Raw genomic sequence first — 17,784 nt, forward strand, 5'->3', positions numbered from 1 at the left:
GCTTTGTCAGTAATGGCTGGATTGCGAAAAGGTGCGTGCGAGTTCGGCCTGGCCTGCGGTGAGCCCGCAATCAACCGGCAGGCAGACGCCGGATATTGCGCTGGCCAGAGGACCTGCCAGGAACTGGACCGCATTGGCGACGTCTTCCGGATTGACGATGCGCTGCAGCGGATACCAGCGCTTCGCCTCCTCGAAGACCTGCGGGTTGGCCGCCGCACGTGCTTCCCAGGCTTGAGTGCGCACAGTGCCCGGCGCCACCGCATTGGCGCGGATTCCGAATTTGCCGTACTCGACCGCGATCAGCCGGGTCAGATGCAGGAGACCGGCTTTGGCAGCGCTATAGGCCGGATGGCCGAAAACATTCATGCCGTTGACGGATGCGATGTTGACCACCGATCCCCCGCTCTCCTTCAGCATGTCCTCGACGGCGCGGAAGCAAAGGAACGCCGCCTCGAGATTAAGCGCATTGTCCATGCGCCAGATCTCCGGCGTCGTGTCGTGCAGGCTGACGGCGCGGGCAGCACCTGCATTGTTGACGAGCGTGCGTACCGCTCCGAGCGATCCGGCCGCCGCCGCCATCGACGCAACGCTCGCGGCATCCGTGACATCGCAGGCGATGGCTGCGAAGCACTCTTGCGCGCCAAGGTCACGCGCGACCTTCTCCGCCGCGTCGCCGTCGATGTCCGCGAGCACGACCACCTCATGGTCATCGGCCAGGCGACCGGCGATCGCACGGCCGATATCGCCCGCTGCTCCGGTGACGATCGCGACGGACTTCTTCAGGCGGGATTCTTGCGGCACATCAGTCTCCGAGAAGCTGGCGGTCGTCGCCATCCCTGTGCGCCACCAATTGCTGCTTGATGCGCCTCAGCGTCGCCGTCGCCTGTGGCTGGACGCGGTAGGCGACGAGACTGGCGATGATATCAAGCAAGGCCAGATAGGCGATGCGCGTGGATGTCGGCCGATAGATGTTGTTGCCCTCCGGCAGGTCGACCGGAACAGTGATGTCTGCGGCAAGCGCGACGGGGCTGCCACTCTGGGTCAGCGCGATCGTCGGGACCCTGGCTTCGCGCGCTAGCGTGAACGCACGCACGAGTTCCGCGTTGCGCCCCGACAACGAGGAACCGATCAGCACGTCCGTCGGCTTGGCCGCGGCCGCCATCATCAATTGCATGCTGTGGTCGGAACTCGAGGTGATGCGCAGGCCGAGCCGAAAGAGCCGGTTCTGCAGTTCGCTGGCAACCATCGACGAATTGCCGCCCGAACCGAAGGCGTAAATCATTTCCGCTTTGGCCAGCCGCCCGGCCGTCTCTTCGACCGCGGCGAGATCGAGCGAGCGGTGCAACAGGAAGAGGGCGTTCTGCGCCTTGGTAATGATGTCCTGCGCGACGTCGGCCGGCTCCTGGCTCTTCGGCTCGGGCTTTAGGTAGCGCATGCCGATATAGGCCGTGCGGGCCAGTTGCACCTTGAAGTCGGAGAAACTCTCGCAGCCGAGACGCCGGCAAAAACGGGTCACCGTCGGCGGCGACACATCGGCCTTGCCCGCAAGCTCTATGATCGAGGCGTTCACGGCAAATTCGAAGTCATTGAGCAGGATATCGGCAATGCGGCTCTCCGATTGGGACAGCCGCCCCTTTTCCTCCTGCAGTGTCGCGAAAATGTCCATCGAACGCCCACCCCTTATGATCAGGCGTCCTTCGGCTTGTAGGCGACGCAGTCGATCTCAACCTTGCAGTCGACCATCATCGAAGACTGCACGCAGGCGCGCGCAGGGGGATGAGCGCCGAAATACTCCTGATAGATCTTGTTGAAGCTCCAAAAATCACGCGGATCATCCAGCCAGACACCGACCCTGACCACGTGTTCGACACCGTAACCGGCCTCCTTCAAAATGGCCAGAAGATTGCCGATTGCCTTATGCGTCTGCGCGACGATGTTGCCTTCGATGATCTCACCGTTTTCCATGGCGACCTGACCGGAGACGTGCAGCCAGCCATCGGCCTCGACGGCTCGCGCGAACGGCAGTGACTTGCCACCCGCTCCGACCTGCTCCGCGCCATAACGTTTGATGGACATAGGGACCTTCGTGCAAATTATTTTCTTTATCCGTTGACAAGTCACCACAGAATACGGAATTTGACCAGAGAAAATCCAGATTTATGAAAAGAATTTCAATCCAAGGCGAAGCGATGCGGGATCCCTTCCAGAATCCGTTCCCCACCTCCGATGTTGCCCGGCATCAAATCTGGGACATGCTGGTGACGCGAGATATCGACGCTTTCCTGGCTGCGGACTGGTCGCTGGTCGCGGAAGATTTCGTCGAGGACGGCTTCATCGGCATCGACGGGAGGCGCGAGGGGAGCCCGGACAATTGGCGCCTCTCCTTTCCCTCGCTTGCCGCCTATCGCGACGAATGGCTGCGCCAGGCGAAGGACTTCGCCGGCGAATCCTTCGCCGAGGATCCGCGCGCAGCGATCTTCGCGACGACCACGCTGGAAGACATCGAGATCAACGGAGAGCTGGCGCTGGCGCGCAAGAAGTTCGACGGCGGCCTGAAGAAGGCCGATGGCAGCTTTGATGTCATGAAGTGGCAGACGGTCTATTATTGCCGGCTGCATCAAGGCCGCTGGAAGATCTGCGGGTTTACCGGCTACCTGCCCAACCCGATGGGATCGAACTAGGCGGAAAAAGGCGACAGCATTGCGAATTTTTACGGCGGCCCTGGCGACCGAAACCAACACCTTCTCGCCGATCTGCATCGACAAGCGAGCCTTCGAGGCTTCGCTTTATGCCCCGCCAGGCAGCCACCCGGAGACACCTACGCTCTGCACCGCACCGATCACCGTCGGCCGGCAAGTCGTGGCAGAAAAAGGCTGGCAGTTGATCGAGGGGACGGCCGCCTGGGCGGACCCGGCGGGCCTCGTCAATCGGCAGACCTACGAAAACCTGCGCGACGAGATCCTCGGTCAGTTGCAGGCCGCTCTTCCAGTGCACGCCGTCGTCCTCGGCTTGCACGGCGCCATGGTTGCCGATGGCTACGAAGACACCGAGGGTGACCTGCTGGCGCGCATCCGCGAACTCATCGGACCGGACGTGCTTCTCTGCGCCGAACTCGATCCGCACAGCCATCTGACCGAAAAGCGCGTCGCCGCGGCCGATTTCTTTGTTTTCTTCAAGGAATTTCCACACACCGATTTCGTCGATCGCGCCAAGGATCTGTGGCGGATCGCCGTCGATGCAATCGAGGGCCGCGTCAAGCCTGTCATGTCGGTCTTCGACTGCCGGATGATCGACGTATTTCCGACATCCCGCGAACCGATGCGCAGTTTCGTCGACAAGCTCATGCGGATCGAGCGGGAGGACGCCGACGTGCTCTCGCTCTCGGTGGTGCACGGCTTCATGGCCGGCGACGTGCCGGAGATGGGCACGAAGATGATCGCCGTGACCGACGGTAACCGGGAGAAGGGCCAGGCACTTGCCCGCGACCTCGGGTTGGAGCTCTTCGCCCGACGCGGCACGTTCCGAATGCCGGAACTCGACGAGCGCCAAGCGGTCGCCGAGGCGATCGCCGCGACCGCCGGTCCGGTGGTGATCGCCGACATGTGGGACAATCCAGGCGGTGGAACGGCGGGTGACGCAACCGTGGTGCTGGAAGAACTGCTCGCCAATGCCGTCACCGACGCGGCCGTCGGCACGATCTGGGATCCGATGGCCGTGCAGATCTGCATGGCCGCGGGTGAAGGCGCAGAGATCCCGCTGCGTTTCGGCGCAAAATCCGCGCCCGGTACCGGCAATCCAATTGATGGGACGGTCAAGGTCATAAAGCTGGTGCGAAACGCTGAAATGCGGTTCGGAGAAAGCTTCGCGCCCTTCGGCGACGCCGCGCACATCCAGCACCGCGGCATCGACATCGTCCTGAATTCCACGCGCGCGCAGAGCTTCGACCCGACTCTGTTCTCCGTGATGGGAATTGATCCGCGATCAAAGAAAATCTTGGTCATCAAGTCGACGAACCATTTCTTCGCATCGTTCTCGAAGATTGCGTCGAATATCCTCTATTGCTCGGCGGGAACGCCCTACCCCAACGATCCAGCGAAGACGCCCTACAGGCGTGCGCGACGCGACATCTGGCCGATGATCACGGATCCCCACGCGCCGGAACGAGGCGCGGCCTGAACCGCCACCCCGAGGCCATCGGCCCCCTGTTCTCGCTCAGCGAGACCAGATTCACCCCATCCGTTCGGAGGCATAGCTGCCCGGGCTCGGCGGGAAGACGACGACGCGGTTGCCGTTGATGAAGCAGCGGTGGTGGATATGGGCGTGGACGGCCCGCGCCAGCACCTGGCTCTCGACGTCGCGGCCGATCGAGACATAGTCGTCGGCGCTTTGCGCATGGGTGATGCGGGCGATGTCCTGTTCGATGATCGGCCCCTCGTCGAGATCGGCGGTGACGTAATGCGCTGTCGCGCCGATCAGTTTTACGCCGCGCTCATAGGCCTGCTTGTAAGGGTTCGCCCCTTTGAAGCTCGGCAGGAACGAGTGATGGATGTTGATGATCCGGCCCGACATCTTCTTGCAGAGCGCATCGGACAAGACCTGCATGTAGCGGGCCAGCACGATCAGTTCGGCGCCGGTCTGCTCGACGAGTTCCATCAGTTGCGCTTCCGCCTTCGGCTTCAACTCCTTCGTCACCTTGATGCAGTGGAACGGGATGTCGTGGTTGACGACCACCTTCTGGTAGTCGAAGTGGTTGGAGACGACGCCGACGATGTCGATCGGCAGCGCGCCGATCTTCCAGCGGTAGAGCAGGTCGTTCAGGCAATGGCCGAAACGCGACACCATCAGCAGCACCTTCATGCGCTCTTCGGAGGCGCGGATCTCCGCGGTCATCGCGAACCGTTCGGCGACCGGCTGGAAGCCTTCGCGCAATTCGTCAAGCTTCACGCCTTCCTCGCTGATGAAGACCAGTCGCATGAAGAACAGGCCCGTTTCGAGATCGTCGAACTGCGAGCTGTCGATGATGTTGCAGCCCTTTTCGGCGAGATAGCCCGAAACGGCCGCAATGATGCCGGTCGTCGACCTGCACGTTATTGTAAGGATGTGCGATTTCACGACTATCTTCCTTGGAATATCATGTAGGTCAGATGAGCTACACTGCGACGACGGCTACACAGTCGCCTGGCTTGACCAGACCTGGAAAGTGCCGCGCAGCCAGCAGGCCATCCATTTTCGCCTTTATCGTGACAGCCTCAGCGCCGGTACGCCCGATGGGGTAAATGCGGGCGACCGCGTCGCCCTTGCGCACCTTGTCCCCAAGATCGACAAGCGGCTCGATCAGGCCTCCATCCTCCGCGAACGAGAAGCAGTCCCCGTCCGGCATGTCCAGCCATTCGGTCTTCGATATCTCGACTGCACCTTTGAGGATGCCGGCGGCGCGAAGCACGTTCCTGACGCCGCGCTTGGCAATGCCGGCGCTCCTGGCGGTTGCCGTTCCGCCGCCGCCAAGCTCCGTGGTGATGAACACCTTGCCCATCTCCTCGGCCGCGGTGTCGTACATTCCGACGGCGTCGATCTCCAGCATCTTCATCGACCAGGGCGCGCCGAACGCCTTGACCAGTTCGAAGGCCCTTGCCTCCTGCTCCTTGTCGGGCAGGATGTGCGCCGCGCAGAACGGCAGGAAGTCAAGCGTCTTTCCGCCCGAGTGGAAGTCGAGCACGATGTCGGCGATCGGCAGCAACTCACGTTGGAAATAATCGGCGATCTTCTGCGTCACAGTGCCGTCCGGCCTTCCCGGAAAGCTGCGGTTCATGTTGCCCTTGTCGATCGGCGACGTGCGGGTGCCGGCGGCAAAGGCCGGATAGTTCATGGCAGGAACGATGATCACCCGTCCCGTCACCTCATCCGGCTCCAGTGTCCGGGCGAGATCGAAGAGCGCGATCGGCCCTTCGTATTCGTCGCCGTGGTTGCCGCCCGTAAGAAGGGCTGTCGGCCCACTCCCATTCTTGACGACGGTGATCGGGATCATCACCGATCCCCAGGCGGAGTCATCGCGGCTGTAAGGCAACCGCAGGAAACCGTGCTGGATGCCCTCGGCCGAAAAATCGACGCTTGCTGAGATCGGCGATGGCCGCAATATCGTCTCGGTCATTTGATGCTAGTCCTTGATAAAGAGCTGGCGTGGCACGTTGGCGAAGCACTCGACACCCGTTTCGGTGATAAGAATGCTTTCCGTCGTCTCGAAGCCCATGTCCTCGAGCCAGAGCCCCGTCATGAAGTGGAAGGTCATGCCCGGCTTCAGTTCTGTCCTGTCCCCGGGACGCAGGCTCATGGTGCGCTCGCCCCAGTCCGGCGGATAGGAAAGCCCGATCGGATAGCCGGTGCGGTTGTCCTTGACGATGCCGTATTTCTTCAGGACCGCGAAAAAGGCTTTGGCGATGTCCTCGCAGGTGTTGCCCGGTTTGGCGACTGCAAGTCCCGCCTCCATTCCTTCGAGGGTCGCCTTTTCCGCGTCGAGGAAGGCCTGGGTCGGCTTGCCCAGGAAGACCGTGCGCGACAGCGGCAGATGATAGCGGTTGTAGCAGCCGGCGATCTCGAAGAAGGTCCCCTCGCCGCTCTTCATCGGCCGATCGTCCCAGGTCAGGTGCGGCGCGGAGGCTTCTACGCCCGAGGGCAGCAGCGGCACGATTGCCGGGTAATCGCCGCCGATTCCGTCGACCCCGCGCGTTCCGGCATCGTAGATCTCCGCGACGAGATCGCATTTGCGCATGCCGACCTCGATCTTGTCGAAGATGCGGCGATGCATGCCCTCGACGATGCGGGCCGCGTTGCGCATATACTTGATCTCGGTCTCGCTCTTGACCGCGCGCTGCCAGTTGACGAGCGCCGTGGCGTCGACAAAGCGGGCATTCGGCAGGTGCTTTTGCAGCGAGGCGAAGGCGGCGGCGGAGAACCAGTAGTTGTCCATCTCGACGCCGATCCTGAGCGAACCCCAGCCACGGTCGGCAAGGATGCCGGAGAGATAGTCCATCGGGTGGCGTTCGGTCGACTGCACGTAGTGGTCGGGATAGCCGATGATGTTCTCGTGCTTGAGATAGGCGGTCAGCTTCGCCCCATTGGCGTCCTGACCGCGGCCGAACCAGATCGGCTCGCCCGACGGCGGCACGATCACGGCCTGGTGCACATAGAAGGACCAGCCGTCATAGCCCGTCAGCCAGGCCATGTTCGAAGGGTCGCTGACGATCAGCAGCTCAACGCCCTTGGCCTCCATCGACTGGCGCGTCTTCTTCAGCCGCGCTTCATATTCCCCAAGGGAGAATTTGAGGTTGGATTGGGTCATGGTTCTTCCTCGTTTTTCCGGCAACGCCGGTGGTCAGCTCTCGAATGTCGTTCCGGCGTTTGCCGCCTTGGCCCGTGCGAAGGCGAGCGTGGCGATGGCGGTGTCCTGAATGCCGGTGCCGGTGAGGTCGGCGATGGTGATCTCGTCGGGTCCCGTTCGTCCGGCCTTCAGCCCGGCGATCACCTGGCCGAGCGCCGCGAACTCGGCATCCGGGGCGACGAGGCCTGCGGCAATCGCATGGTGTAGCTCGCCGAGCCGGCGCGTCTGATTCAGGCTGTCGGCGACATAGGTTGCACGGGCGATCGCCTGCGGGTCCAGCTCGTTCTTGTGTTCGGCGTCCGATCCCATGGCGGTGACATGCTGCCCCGGCTGCAGCCAATCAGCCTTGAGGATCGGCTTCTCGGAAGGAGTAGTGGTGACGACGATGTCGGCGCCGGTGACGGCTGCCTTCGGATCGATTGCTGCCTTGACCGGGAAGCCGAGCTTTTCGGCAAGCGCCTTCGCCGCTGCTTCGGCCTTCGCCGCGTCGCGCGCCCAGATGCGCGCTTCGCGGATCGGCCGCACCAGAGCGAGCGCTTCGAGCTGCAGCCTTGCCTGCATCCCGGCGCCGAAGATCGCCGCCACCGAGGAATCCTCCCGCGACAGATACTTCGCCGCCACCGCGCCGGCCGCGGCCGTACGGACGTCGGTCAGATAGCCGTTATCGAGCAGCAGCGCCTGGACGAGGCCGGTGCGGCTCGACAGGAGCACCATCATGCCGTTGGTGCTCGGCAACCCGATCTTCGGATTGTCGAAGAAGCCGGGGCTGATCTTGATCGCAAACCCGTCGATGCCGGGCACATAGGCGGTCTTGACGTCGACTTCGCCGCGATGCTCGGGAATGTCGAGCCTCAGAATGGGTGGCATCGCCACGGCCTTGGTGGCAAGCGCATGGAATGCATCCTCGACGCAGGCGACCGCCGCACGGTCGAGCGATACGACCGCCCTCAGATCAGCCTCTGTGAGAATCTTCATTTGTCTCATGTTCTACCACCCTCCCGAAGGGCATCCGTTTCGCCGTTTATCACGCGCAAATGCAGGCCCATGTCGACGTTGCGGCCGGAAAGAATGACCGCGATCGGGCCTCCGATGTTCTTGATCTTGCCGGCAAGAAGCGCTGCGAAGCCGACGGCCCCTGCCCCCTCGACGATCTCGCGCTCCTCTTCGTAGGCGTGACGAATGCCGGCGGCGATCTCTTCTTCGGAAAGCAGCACGACGTCATCGAGAAGGTCGCGGCACATGGCGAATGTGACCCGGTTGTCGAGTCCGATCCCCCCGCCGAGCGAATCCGCAAGGCTTGGCTCTTCCTCGACTTGCACGGGCCGCCCGGCCTCGAGGCTCGCCTTCATCGCCGCACCGCGCTCCATCGTCAGCCCGATCACGCGCGCCTTCGGTCGGCGCGCTTTGACCGCGGCGGCGACGCCCGCCGCGAGCCCGCCGCCCGATAGCGGCACCAGCACCGTCGACACGTCCGGCATGTCGTCGACAATCTCCAGCCCCAAGGTACCCTGGCCTGCAACGATCGCCGGATGGTCGAACGGTGGCACCATAACCAGCCCCTCCTCGCTGACCAGGCGATCGACCTCCTCCTGGGCCTCGTCTTGCGATCTGCCGACGATCCTCACATTCGCGCCGAGGCGCCGGATCTCCGAGACCTTGTTCTCCGGCACCAGCCGCGACATGCAGATCGTCGCGCGCGATCCTTCGGCTTTCGCCGCATGGGCGAGCGCCCGGCCGTGATTTCCCGTCGAGGCGGCCACGACGCCGCGGGCCCGCTCCTCAGGGCTCAGCGACAGCACGGCGTTGGTGGCGCCGCGCAGCTTGAAGCTGCCGGTCGTCTGGTGGTGTTCGAGTTTCAGGCCGACAGACACGCCACAACGCTCGGAAAGCGACGCGGAAAGGACGAGCGGCGTGCGCAGGACCCGGCCGGCGATCCGTTGGCGGGCAGCCAGGATAGTGTCGAGTTCCATCACTGACATCCCTCCAGCCATTCAGAGATGCTTCTGGCGAAGCTTCGCGGTACGACGAACGCGCCATCGCGCTCGGAGGAACGCGTGAACATGACCGGGATACGGTGCAGCGAGGAAAAGGTCGCAACGCCGAGCGTCCGTTCCCAGTCGATTGCCAGGCACTTGGAGACGACGTCGCGCAGATCAGGCGAGGTCACCTCGATGCGTATCCGCCCTTCGCTGAGGTCGAGCCTGCAGCCCAATTCGGGCGGAATGCCGGAAGCGATCGCCGACGCGCGCTCTGCCGGGAAGATCCAGAAGCGGCGTGGTCCCGCACGGACGACCCTCAGGCCGTCGCGGCCGGCAATCTCCCCGACCTGCGTCGGCAGGGGACCTCCGATCTCACGGGCAAGCGCCGGCTCGAATGCCGCAAGTGCGCCCGCCCATGCATCACATTGAATGAGCGGGCATGGCAGTTGCTTCAGCACCATGCGCTCGGTGGATAACGTCTCAGCCATGCATGCGTTCTCCGGCGGGATCGAGGAAGACGGGCGAAACGACGCGCGCCCGCACGACTTCATTTTTCATGGGATAGGAAGCAATCACCTCGTCGCCCTCGAAGTCCGCGGCGAGGAGGCCGAGACCAACGTAGCAGTCCAGTTCCGGACTGTAGGTGATCGACGTCATGCGGCCGTGGCCGTGGCCCTCCAGCGGCTCGCCGGGCGCAAACAGAAGCGCCCCACCGCGAAGGCGTTTGCCGGGTTCGATGCATTTCAGGCCGACCAGCCGCTGGCGATTTGCAGCCGTAAACGCCTCCCGACGGCTCAGGGCCTCTCCGACATAGCCGCTGCGCTTGGCGACCATCCGTCCCATGCCGAGGTCCGAGAGGGTCGTTCTGCCGTCGATTTCAGGGCCGGCCACGTGGCCCTTTTCGACGCGCAACGCACCGAGCGCCTCGACGCCGTAAGGTTTCAGGCCGTAAGGTGCGCCGGCGTCGATGAGATGCCGCCAGGCGGCTTCTCCATTCGAGGCTCCGACATAGATCTCATAGGCGCGCTCGCCGGAGTAGCTAAGGCGTATGATCCTCAGCGGACTGTCCCTGAACGCTCCCTCGGCCAGCCCCATATGCGGGAAAGCTTCGTTGGAGAAACCGATATCCGGAAAAGCGGCCGCGAGTATTTTTCCGCTCTCGGGTCCAGCGACCGACATTCCCGCCCATTCGTCGCTGACCGACGAAACGGAGACGCGCAGATCGGGCCACGCCGTATCCAGAAGGAATTCCAGCCAGGAAAGGACGTCTGCCGCCTTGGCGGTCGATGTCGTCATGAAGAAGCGGTCTGGTCCCAGGCGTGTCGTCGTTCCATCGTCGAAGACGATGCCGTCGTCGCGCAGCATGACGCCGTAACGCGCCCGCCCGACCTTGAGGCTGGCGAAGCCATTGGCGTAGACCCTGTCGAGAAAGGTGGCCGCGTCCGGTCCCTGGATGTCGATCTTACCGAGCGTCGAGATATCCATGATCCCCGCCGCGGACCGCACGTGGCGCATTTCGTTGACGTAAGCCGCATTCACGTCCTTGCCGGAGGCCTCGAAGAACCACGGCCGCATCCAGAGCCCGACTTCGAGCATTTGCGCGCCGTTCGCCGTGTGCCAGTCGTGGATCGGCGTGAGACGGTAGGGACGGAAGTGGTGACCTCTCGCACGTCCGGCAACCGCCCCGATCGCCACCGGCGTGTAAGGTGGCCGGAACGTTGTCGTTCCGGCCACAGGGATCGAAATCCCGCGCAATTTGGCCATCGCCTTCAAGGCGTTGATATTGCTCGTCTTGCCCTGGTCCGTTCCCATCCCGAGCGTCGTATAGCGCTTGAGATGTTCGACCGACTCGTAGCCTTCCCGCTGGGCCAGCTGGATGTCGTCGAGCGTCACGTCCATCTGGAAGTCGACGAATGCCTTTCGCTGACCGAAGATCGGCTTGTAGACGGTCGTCGGGCCGGCCGTTTCCTCGATCTCCAACGCGGGCGCTTCGGCTACCGTCCCCACCTTTCCAGCGACGGCGGCCGCCGCGCGGCCGACGGTGGCACCCTCGGCGATCGCCGCCGAGACACCCGAGCTTCCGGTCGCCGCACCGGCGACGAACTGGGTTTCAGGGAGCGGTCCCGGAACAAAGGCGTCGATGTCTGGACGGTAAACCGGCTTCACTCCCTGGTGCGACGTCAAATGCAGCACCGGAGACCAGCCGGCCGACATGCCGACCAGATCGCAGCTGACGCCGGTCGTGCCTGCCTTCCCGGCGAGGACGACGCCCTCTACCGCATATTTGCCTTTCACGTTCGCCACATTCGTCGCGAGATGAACCTCGGCGCCCATTTGCTTGGCTCTCGTCAACAGCGTCGGCTCCGCCATCGGCCTTGCATCGGCGATCGTGACGCGTGCCCCATGGGCGAGGAGATCGAAAGCGGTGAGATAGGCGCTGTCGTCGGCGGTCGCGATGACGATATTCCTGCCCGGCAGAACCGCGTAGCGATTGACATAGGCCCTGATCGCCGAGTTCAGCATGACGCCAGGCCTGTCATTGTTCGCGAAGACCATTGGCCGCTCGATCGCGCCGGTGGCAAAGACGATGCTTTGCGCGTGCAGCAACGTGAAAGTCTTCCGTGCCGCACCCATGTCGCGCCCGGCGAACGGGTCCGCATCCTCGATCAACGCGAGCGTATTCCCGTCATAGAGCCCGAAGGCGGTCGTGCGGCGCATGATGCGCAGGTTCGGCATGCTTTCCAGCTCTGTCCGCATCGCCTGCAGCCATGCCGCTCCGGCAGGCTCGGAAAGCAGGCGGCCGCCGATTTCGAAGTCCTGCTCGATCAGCAGCACGCGCGCTCCGGCTTGCGCGGCGGCTCGCGCGGCGGAAAGTCCGGCCGCTCCACCGCCAACGACCGCCACGTCCGTGAAATCGTCACGGGAGTCGTACACATCTGGGTCCGGCATCATTGTCGCTTTGCCGAGACCCGCAGCCCTGCGGATGAAGTATTCATAGAACATCCAGGCCCGGCGGCTCGGTCCCATGAAGGTCTTGTAATAGAACCCGGAGGAAAGAAGCGGACTGAACAGGCTGTTGACGCTCTGGACATCGAAACGCAACGACGGCCAGTTGTTCTGGCTTGCCGCGTCCAGGCCAGGTGCCAGTTCCAGCATCGTGGCCGGCAGGTTCGGTTCCCGGCGCGCGCCCGTGCCGACCGTCACCAGCGCGTTCGGCTCTTCCGCGCCGGCAGAGAGAATGCCGCGAGGGCGATGATACTTGAAACTCCTGCCGACCAGCGAGACTCCGCTTGCGAGCAGAGCGGAAGCGAGCGTGTCTCCCTTGAACCCGGCGTACTGACGGCCATCGAACGTAAACTTGAGAACTTGCGAGCGGTCCAGATAGCCGCCTGACGCAAGGCGCTTTTCGGTGGGTGTCATGCCCGTTGCCTTCTTGAAAAATTGACCGAATGGATCGAATGCGTGACCGTGTCGCGCTCGACGACGAGCCATTGGCGGCAGCCGAGAACGTGCTGCCAAAATTCGCGATGCAGTCCCTTGGGATTGGCCCGCACGTAGACATAGCGGTACCAGGCATCGAGATCCGGATTGTCGTGAGCGGGCCGCTCGGCGGTGGCATCGCCGCCGTAACGGAATTCGCTGTGGTCACGCACGCCGCAGCAGGGGCAGTCGATACGAAGCATCTCGCTCTCCTATTGAAGCCAGGCGAAGGGGCCGGCGCCCGCTTCATCGATCATGTGCCCGCTGCGGAAGCGCCCCAGCCCGTAACCGCGGATAAGGGCGGGTGTCTCGCCGGTCGCCAGCATCTCGGCGAAGCACCAGCCGGATGCCGGGGTCGCCTTGAACCCGCCGTAACACCAGCCGCCGTTCAGATAGAGGCCATCGACGGGCGTCAGCGAGATGATCGGACTTGCGTCCGGCGTCATGTCCATGATGCCGCCCCAATGGCGCAGCAGGCGCAGGCGCGAGATGTTCGGCATCAGCGCAATTGCGGCCTCGCAGACCTCGCGCAGCACGCCGGTGTTGCCGCGCTGGGAGTAGGAGTTGTAGCCGTCGAGATTGCCGCCAAAGACGAGCCCACCCTTGTCCGACTGGCTGAGATAGAAGTGGTCCGCCCCGTAGGCGACGACATGGTCGACCAACGGCTTGACCGGCTCCGTCACGAAGGCCTGGAGCAGATGGCTCTCGATCGGGAGTTCGAGCCCAGCTTTCTGGGCAAGGACGGACGTATGGCCGGCCACCGCGAGACCGACCCGGCCGGCCCCGATACGGCCGCGGGTGGTTTCAACGCCGACGATCCGATCACCCTGCCGGACAAAGTCCGTAACCTCGCAGCCCTCGATGATATCGACACCGTGGCCGCTCGCCCCGCGCGCATAGCCCCATGCCACCGCGTCGTGGCGGGCCGTGCCGGCGCGCCCCTGGAAGATCGCGCCGTGGATCGGAAACCGGGCGGTGTCGGAGAAGTCGAGATAGGGCACGAGTTTGCGCACGGCATCCCGGTCGAGAATCTCCGCATCGATGCCATTCGAGCGCATGACATTGGCGCGGTGGCTGAACGTATCGAGCTGGTCCGCCGAATGTGCCGTCACGAGTTGGCCGCGCTGCGAGAACATGACGTTGAAGTTGAGCGCCGCCGACATTCCCTCCCAGAGCTTCATCGAGAACTCGTAGAACTGGGTATTGCCGTCGAGCAGGTAGTTCGACCGGATGACCGTGGTATTGCGGCCCACATTGCCGCCGCCGATATAGCCCTTCTCAAGCACCGCGACGTTGCGGATGCCGTGGTTCTCGGCGAGATAGAAGGCCGTTGCGAGGCCGTGCCCGCCGCCGCCGATGATGACGACGTCATAGGAGGCCTTTGGACTGGCTGCGCGCCAGGCGCGTTGCCATCCCCTGTTGCCTGTGGCTGCGTGGCGCAGCAGCGAGAAGACCGAATAACGGCTCATGACAAAGTCCTATCGAACGATCGGGCCGAGCGGCGTGCGTGTCAGCACCTCCGGGCCGGTCTCCGTCAGCAACACGGTATTGGAGACGAAATCGTCCCCCTTGCCGGTCCCCATCAGCCAGGAAAGGATGTGGAAGCTCATCCCCGTGCGGATCTCGAGATCGGAATCGTGCCTGAGACCGGTCACCGTGTTTCCGCCGGTCCACGACGGAGGCTGGCCGACGCCCACGCAGTAGCCGCAGTGATGGCGGCGGTAATGGGAAAGGCCTGCATCATCGACGACAGCCTGCCAGGCGGCGTAGACATCGCGGGCGCGCGCGCCGGGTCTGAGCGCCACGACAACGGCGTTGAAGGCCGCCGCCGTCACTTCCGCCATGCGCGCATCGGCGTCGCTGATGCCTCCAAGCCGGATCAGGCGCCCGAGCGGCGCGTGATAGCGTGAGATGCACCCGGAAAGCTCGATGAAGACCGGCTCCCCCTGGCGGTAGTTTCCGGATCCCCATGTCGTGTGCTCCTCGCCAAGCCGGGAGGCCGGACGAATGAAAGGGCCGAAGCCCGGCACATGACCTCCTGCGCGGGTCATCGCCGCGATGCACTCGGCAGCAACGTCGCGCTCCCGTGCACCGTCGGCGATCATCCCGATTGCGGCGCCGGCTGCCGCGTCGGTGACCGCAGCGGCCCGCCGCATGAGGACTTGCTCCTCGGCGCTCTTCACCAATCTCAGGCGATCCACGAGATTGGAGACGTCGCTCCACTCGGCGGACACCAGCGACTCCAGCCGCCGCGCAAGCCCATGGCTCAACCCTGACGTCCATTGCTCGAGCCCGAGGCGCTTTCCCGCAAAACCCTGCTCATTGAGAATGCGCGACGCGAGGTCGGCCGCGGTTTCGCTGTCGCTGTGACCGCGGAACTCGGCGGCACGGACATGATTTTCGATCGTCACACGCTCCATCGCACGGGTGACGAGCGTCGGTTTGCCCTGGAGCGGGACGATGAGAAGATGCGGCGCAAAGTAGCCCCAGTGGTCGAGGCCGGTCAGATAAAAGACATTTTCCGGCGACGCGAAAACCGCCGCATCAAGTCCGTGATCGACGAGCCCAGCTCTTACAGCATCAAGACGGCGCGCGATCTCGCCATCGGTAAAGGGATTACCGTCCATGGTCTCTCTCTTGTCTTCCGCCCTCAGTCGGCGGCGCTTCGAATGGATATCAACGGGCGTCTATCCGACGACGATCAGTTCCCGGGGCGACGTGCAAAGCTTCTCCCCGCCCTTGTCCGTGACGACGAAGGACTCGGATATCGCCAGGCCGAAATCGCCAAGCCAGACACCCGCCATCATGTGAAAGCACATGCCCGGCTGCAGCGCCGTCCGGTCACCCGGCCGGAGACTGACCGTGCGCTCGCCCCAGTCCGGCGGATAGGCCAGGCCGATCGGATAACCGACGCGGCTTTCCTTCTTCAGTCCCCGGCTGCGCAGAACGGCCTGCCACGCGGCCTCGACCTCTTCGGCGGTGTTGCCGGAACGCGCCTTTTCGAGCCCGGCGTCCACACCATCGACAATGGCCTTGGCGATATCGACGTAGGTCTGCGGCGGCCGGCCAAAGTGCACCGTGCGGGTAAGCGCTGCATGGTAACGCCGCCTCACGCCGGCAATTTCGAGGATCGCGAGGCCGGACTGCGGCAGAGGATCCTCGGTCCAGGTCAGATGCGGCGTGGCAGTGCCTTCGCCGACCGGCATCAGCGGGCAGATCGCTGCATAGTCGCCGCCGAGACCGTCCACGCCCATGATCTGAGCGTGATAGAGCTCGGCGATGACCTCGTTCTGCGGCACCCCGGGGCTCATCTTCGAGATGGCCCGCTCCATCGCATGTGAGCAAATGGCGCCGGCCTCGCGCATCAAGGCGAGTTCGGGCTCAGATTTGATCAGGCGCGCCCAATTGACCAGGTCGCCGTTGTTGGAAAAGCTGGCCTCCGGAAGCCCTTTGACGAGATGGGCGTGGCAGCGCGCCGTGTAGTAGTGCGCATCCATCTCCACACCGATGCGCGCCTTCCCCCAGCCACGGGCGCGGACCAGCTCGGCAAGCTCATCGAAGGGGTGGCCCTCCGGGTTCTGCACCAGATACTCCGAAAACGGCACGACGTTGCCTTGAGGCAAGCCGGTTGTCAGAAGGGCGCTCTTCTCGTCCTGCGCCCGACCGAACCAGATCGGCTGCTCCTCGTCGACGTGCACGAGGACACATTGCGGCACATAGAACGACCAGCCGTCGTAGCCGGTGAGCCAGCCCATGTTCGCAGGATCCTGGCAGATAATGAGGTCGAAGCCCGCCCGTTCCATGCGTTTCTTCACATCACGGATCCGGCGGGAATACTCCGCCGCGGTAAAAACAGCCGACCTGCTCACGACATCTCCTCCATCGTGTACGACGCCTTAGATGTGTACATCATTTTCTACGACACGCAACGGGGTATCGAAATTTTCGTATTTATTGCAGGCCATCTTGCCAAAACGAGAGTCAGATGTATACTTCTACTCTCTCGCGAGGCATCCAGGCTGTGCGAGGCGAACACCAGCTTCAAAAAAAGGGGAACCCATGTTCAAATCTCTCATTTCCCGCAGGAATGCACTGAGGGCCGCAGCTTTCACCGTCGCCGCCGTATCCTTCTGCGGCTACGCCCACGCAGAATCGACCCTCGAGAAAGCAAAGGCCGCCGGCTATATCCGCATCGGGTTTGCCAACGAAGCGCCCTTCGGCTTCGCCACTCCGGACGGAAAGCTCACCGGAGAGGCGCCGGAAGTCGCCAAGGCCGTGCTCAAGAAGATGGGTATCGCAGAGGTGGACGGCGTCCTCACCGAATTCGGCTCGCTCATTCCCGGCTTGAAGGCAGGCCGCTTCGACATCATCGCGGCGGGCATGTTCATCAATCCCAAGCGCTGCGCCGAGATCGCCTTCTCCGAGCCCTCTTATGGCATCGGCCAGGCCATGCTGGTTGCGAAGGGCAACCCTAAGGCCGTCAAGGACTACTCCACCTTCTCGACCAACAAGGACCTGAAGCTCGCCGTGATGGCGGGTGCCGTGGAAAGCGGCTACGCCAAGGATGCCGGCCTCTCCGCCGAGCAGGTCATCTCACTGCCCGATCAGTCCAGCCTTGTCGCTGCCGTCCAAGCCGGCCGCGCCGATGCGGCAGCCCTCACCGCACTGTCGATCGCCGAAATGGCCAAGAAGGCGGAAGGGGTAGAGTCGACGGAGCCCTTCGGTGAAGTTGCCGGAAAGTCGGTCAAGGGTCACGGCGGCTTCGGCTTCCGCAAGGAAGACAAGGATCTCGTCGAGGCCTTCAACAAGGAGCTCACCGCCTTCCTGGGCACCCCGGAACACATCGCCCTCGTCGAACCGCTGGGCTTTGGCAAGGGCTATCTGCCCAACAAGACGACCGCGCAGCTTTGCGCAGGCGAGTAACGCCTTCTGGCCGGCGGCGCGAAAGCG

The 17,784-nt window shown here is 63.5% G+C and carries 17 protein-coding genes; 3 read left to right on the forward strand and 14 right to left on the reverse strand.

Translation table 11 applies throughout. The features are described 5' to 3' along the window. Nucleotides 1-6 precede the first annotated feature (6 nt). The 3 genes from QN222_RS05320 to QN222_RS05330 are packed head-to-tail and all read right to left on the reverse strand — an operon-like array spanning nt 7 to nt 2,076. Nucleotides 7-783 (reverse strand): SDR family oxidoreductase, encoded by a 777-nt coding sequence (locus tag QN222_RS05320; protein WP_283963608.1) that lies wholly within the window; start codon nt 781-783, stop codon nt 7-9. A gap of 19 nt (nt 784-802) precedes the next feature. Next, nucleotides 803-1,666, reverse strand: coding sequence for a MurR/RpiR family transcriptional regulator (locus QN222_RS05325; RefSeq protein WP_180943659.1), 864 nt, complete (start codon nt 1,664-1,666; stop codon nt 803-805). A gap of 20 nt (nt 1,667-1,686) precedes the next feature. After that, the gene (locus QN222_RS05330) at nt 1,687-2,076 is read right to left on the reverse strand and encodes a RidA family protein (protein WP_283963602.1); all 390 of its coding nucleotides are present in this window, start codon (nt 2,074-2,076) and stop codon (nt 1,687-1,689) included. 113 nt (nt 2,077-2,189) lie between these two features. On the opposite strand from QN222_RS05330, the gene QN222_RS05335 reads away from it, so the two are divergent. Further along, nucleotides 2,190-2,681, forward strand: a complete 492-nt coding sequence (locus QN222_RS05335) for a hypothetical protein (RefSeq protein ID WP_336621011.1) — start codon at nt 2,190-2,192, stop codon at nt 2,679-2,681. A gap of 19 nt (nt 2,682-2,700) precedes the next feature. Then, nucleotides 2,701-4,176 (forward strand): M81 family metallopeptidase, encoded by a 1,476-nt coding sequence (locus QN222_RS05340; protein WP_283963600.1) that lies wholly within the window; start codon nt 2,701-2,703, stop codon nt 4,174-4,176. 51 nt (nt 4,177-4,227) lie between these two features. Here QN222_RS05340 and purU read toward each other — a convergent pair whose 3' ends face one another. The 11 genes from purU to QN222_RS05395 are packed head-to-tail and all read right to left on the reverse strand — an operon-like array spanning nt 4,228 to nt 16,703. Then, a complete protein-coding gene (gene purU / locus QN222_RS05345; protein ID WP_283963599.1) occupies nt 4,228-5,112 on the reverse strand; it encodes a formyltetrahydrofolate deformylase in 885 nt (294 codons plus the stop codon). A 37-nt stretch (nt 5,113-5,149) separates the two neighbouring features. Next, on the reverse strand, nt 5,150-6,148 hold the full coding sequence (doeB, locus tag QN222_RS05350) for a N(2)-acetyl-L-2,4-diaminobutanoate deacetylase DoeB (RefSeq protein ID WP_283963598.1): 999 nt from the start codon (nt 6,146-6,148) through the stop codon (nt 5,150-5,152). Nucleotides 6,149-6,154: 6 nt separating this feature from the next. Beyond that, entirely contained in the window at nt 6,155-7,336 is a 1,182-nt protein-coding gene (gene doeA / locus QN222_RS05355; protein WP_283963597.1) for an ectoine hydrolase DoeA, read from the reverse strand. A 33-nt stretch (nt 7,337-7,369) separates the two neighbouring features. Next, nucleotides 7,370-8,359, reverse strand: a complete 990-nt coding sequence (gene eutC / locus QN222_RS05360; RefSeq protein WP_283963596.1) for an ectoine utilization protein EutC — start codon at nt 8,357-8,359, stop codon at nt 7,370-7,372. Beyond that, a complete protein-coding gene (gene eutB / locus QN222_RS05365; RefSeq protein ID WP_284005287.1) occupies nt 8,356-9,354 on the reverse strand; it encodes a hydroxyectoine utilization dehydratase EutB in 999 nt (332 codons plus the stop codon). The genes eutC and eutB overlap by 4 nt, the downstream gene beginning before the upstream one ends. Further along, nucleotides 9,345-9,842 carry a sarcosine oxidase subunit gamma gene (locus QN222_RS05370; RefSeq protein WP_283963594.1) on the reverse strand — a complete coding sequence of 166 codons (498 nt, stop codon included), beginning with the start codon at nt 9,840-9,842 and terminating at the stop codon, nt 9,345-9,347. Before QN222_RS05370 ends, eutB begins: the two co-directional genes overlap by 10 nt. Next, the gene (locus QN222_RS05375; RefSeq protein ID WP_283963593.1) at nt 9,835-12,774 is read right to left on the reverse strand and encodes a sarcosine oxidase subunit alpha family protein; all 2,940 of its coding nucleotides are present in this window, start codon (nt 12,772-12,774) and stop codon (nt 9,835-9,837) included. Before QN222_RS05375 ends, QN222_RS05370 begins: the two co-directional genes overlap by 8 nt. Then, nucleotides 12,771-13,037, reverse strand: coding sequence for a sarcosine oxidase subunit delta (locus QN222_RS05380; protein ID WP_283963592.1), 267 nt, complete (start codon nt 13,035-13,037; stop codon nt 12,771-12,773). The genes QN222_RS05375 and QN222_RS05380 overlap by 4 nt, the downstream gene beginning before the upstream one ends. Before the next feature lie 9 nt (nt 13,038-13,046). Next, nucleotides 13,047-14,303 (reverse strand): sarcosine oxidase subunit beta family protein, encoded by a 1,257-nt coding sequence (locus tag QN222_RS05385; protein WP_283963591.1) that lies wholly within the window; start codon nt 14,301-14,303, stop codon nt 13,047-13,049. 9 nt (nt 14,304-14,312) lie between these two features. Next, nucleotides 14,313-15,461 (reverse strand): Xaa-Pro peptidase family protein, encoded by a 1,149-nt coding sequence (locus QN222_RS05390; RefSeq protein WP_283963590.1) that lies wholly within the window; start codon nt 15,459-15,461, stop codon nt 14,313-14,315. Between the two features lie 60 nt (nt 15,462-15,521). After that, nucleotides 15,522-16,703 carry a M24 family metallopeptidase gene (locus QN222_RS05395; protein WP_283963589.1) on the reverse strand — a complete coding sequence of 394 codons (1,182 nt, stop codon included), beginning with the start codon at nt 16,701-16,703 and terminating at the stop codon, nt 15,522-15,524. A gap of 190 nt (nt 16,704-16,893) precedes the next feature. Here QN222_RS05395 and ehuB point away from each other — a divergent pair, with 190 nt between their 5' ends. Continuing rightward, complete coding sequence (gene ehuB / locus QN222_RS05400) at nt 16,894-17,757, forward strand: ectoine/hydroxyectoine ABC transporter substrate-binding protein EhuB (RefSeq protein WP_283963588.1); 864 nt, start codon at nt 16,894-16,896, stop codon at nt 17,755-17,757. The last annotated feature ends 27 nt before the right edge of the window (nt 17,758-17,784 follow it).

The organism is Sinorhizobium sp. 6-70 (assembly GCF_030124375.1).
Taxonomy (GTDB): Bacteria; Pseudomonadota; Alphaproteobacteria; order Rhizobiales; family Rhizobiaceae; genus Sinorhizobium.

Excerpts from the sequence above, each read along its gene's own strand:
- QN222_RS05325 (WP_180943659.1), bottom strand. The coding sequence starts at position 1,666 with ATGGACATTTTCGCGACACTGCAGGAGGAAAAGGGGCGGCTGTCCCAA.
- QN222_RS05330 (WP_283963602.1), bottom strand. The coding sequence starts at position 2,076 with ATGTCCATCAAACGTTATGGCGCGGAGCAGGTCGGAGCGGGTGGCAAG.
- QN222_RS05335 (WP_336621011.1), top strand. The coding sequence starts at position 2,190 with ATGCGGGATCCCTTCCAGAATCCGTTCCCCACCTCCGATGTTGCCCGG.
- doeB (WP_283963598.1), bottom strand. The coding sequence starts at position 6,148 with ATGACCGAGACGATATTGCGGCCATCGCCGATCTCAGCAAGCGTCGAT.
- doeA (WP_283963597.1), bottom strand. The coding sequence starts at position 7,336 with ATGACCCAATCCAACCTCAAATTCTCCCTTGGGGAATATGAAGCGCGG.
- eutC (WP_283963596.1), bottom strand. The coding sequence starts at position 8,359 with ATGAGACAAATGAAGATTCTCACAGAGGCTGATCTGAGGGCGGTCGTA.
- eutB (WP_284005287.1), bottom strand. The coding sequence starts at position 9,354 with ATGTCAGTGATGGAACTCGACACTATCCTGGCTGCCCGCCAACGGATC.
- QN222_RS05370 (WP_283963594.1), bottom strand. The coding sequence starts at position 9,842 with ATGGCTGAGACGTTATCCACCGAGCGCATGGTGCTGAAGCAACTGCCA.
- QN222_RS05375 (WP_283963593.1), bottom strand. The coding sequence starts at position 12,774 with ATGACACCCACCGAAAAGCGCCTTGCGTCAGGCGGCTATCTGGACCGC.
- QN222_RS05380 (WP_283963592.1), bottom strand. The coding sequence starts at position 13,037 with ATGCTTCGTATCGACTGCCCCTGCTGCGGCGTGCGTGACCACAGCGAA.
- QN222_RS05385 (WP_283963591.1), bottom strand. The coding sequence starts at position 14,303 with ATGAGCCGTTATTCGGTCTTCTCGCTGCTGCGCCACGCAGCCACAGGC.
- QN222_RS05390 (WP_283963590.1), bottom strand. The coding sequence starts at position 15,461 with ATGGACGGTAATCCCTTTACCGATGGCGAGATCGCGCGCCGTCTTGAT.
- ehuB (WP_283963588.1), top strand. The coding sequence starts at position 16,894 with ATGTTCAAATCTCTCATTTCCCGCAGGAATGCACTGAGGGCCGCAGCT.